The sequence below is a fragment of the Streptomyces sp. NPDC055140 genome (assembly GCF_053607285.1).
The window spans coordinates 1-1,085 of sequence record NZ_JBSGTG010000224.1; the positions used below are offsets into that span (position 1 = coordinate 1).

2 protein-coding genes are annotated in these 1,085 nt (G+C 65.9%); both read left to right on the forward strand.

Annotation, left to right across the window (positions count from 1 at the left end; all coding sequences use genetic code 11):
- Positions 1–149: 149 nt before the first annotated feature.
- Positions 150–557, forward strand: a complete 408-nt coding sequence (locus ACWFR4_RS49180) for a hypothetical protein (RefSeq protein ID WP_453658551.1) — start codon at positions 150–152, stop codon at positions 555–557.
- Between the two features lie 141 nt (positions 558–698).
- Positions 699–1,085 (forward strand): TetR/AcrR family transcriptional regulator (locus ACWFR4_RS49185; RefSeq protein ID WP_453658553.1); only part of this gene is annotated, 387 nt, incomplete at its 3' end.

A 1,085-nucleotide genomic window follows, 5' to 3' on the forward strand; every position in this document is an offset into this window, starting at 1 on the left:
GTACAGGGCATACCGCAAGTAGGGGATCCCTGGCGGGGAACCCGGGAAGACTTCGCTGGCGTGTAAAGAGAATCCCGGACCTATCCCTCTTCAGTGGTGACGGCCGCCCCACACGGGGCAATCAAGGGCCTCCACCGAAGGAGAAGAAGATGGACCCCATCACCATCCTGCTCGTCGTCCTGGGCTTCCTGCTGCCGAGCATCACCTCGCTCATCCACAGCAAGGCAGACAGGAACCGCGACGCCGGGAAGGCAGAGATCATCAGAGCCCGTCGCTACGGTCATCATCCCCGCCGTAAGCGGCGCGGGGGCGCGGCGCAATGGCTGAGGCCGGTCAGGGACCTTCGCGGGAGCGGCGGCTCGATGACCGTGGCCGTCACCAATCACGCCCGCCAGCGCGCGTCCGGTGCCGGGGCGACGATGGCGGGGGCGACCGCCGACGCTGATCCGGGCGGCCGCTGGCGGAGCTTGGATCGTGTGGTTGTTGCGGATGGCGAGTGCGCCCAACCGGAAGGTCGCAGTGCTTCCTTCGGCCAGCCGGGGCTGAGGCGATCATGAGGGTAGCCGTCCGGACCGCAGAGGATGGCGAGCGGCCGGTTTGTGCGGGATGCGGTAGGTGCGAGGTGTGCTGCCGCGGCGTGGTGGCGATGAGCATCTTTGATTTGTACATCTGTTCTTAAGGCTTATACGTTTGTGCGCATGCTGCACATCGAACCGCCGTCGGCGGACCCTCCCGAAGGTGAAACGGCCAAGGAAATGGCCGGTGGCGAGCGCCAGACCTCCGCCGCATCGGGTGGCGGGCGGCGACGGACCCGTCGCAACGACCCCGGCCGCAAGACACACATCCTGGACGCCACCCTCGACGTCATTGCGGATCATGGGGTGGCCGGGACGACGCATCGGCACATCGCCGCCCGGGCCGGCGTGCCGCTCGGGTCGATCACCTACCACTTCACCAGCTTGACCGATCTCCAGGCGCAGGCGTTCGCCCGGTATGTCGAATTGCAGTCCGCGGTGTTTGAGGATCTGTTCGAGGATGTCAATACGCGCGAGCAATTCGTTGATGTCCTGGTCGATCTCGTCCAC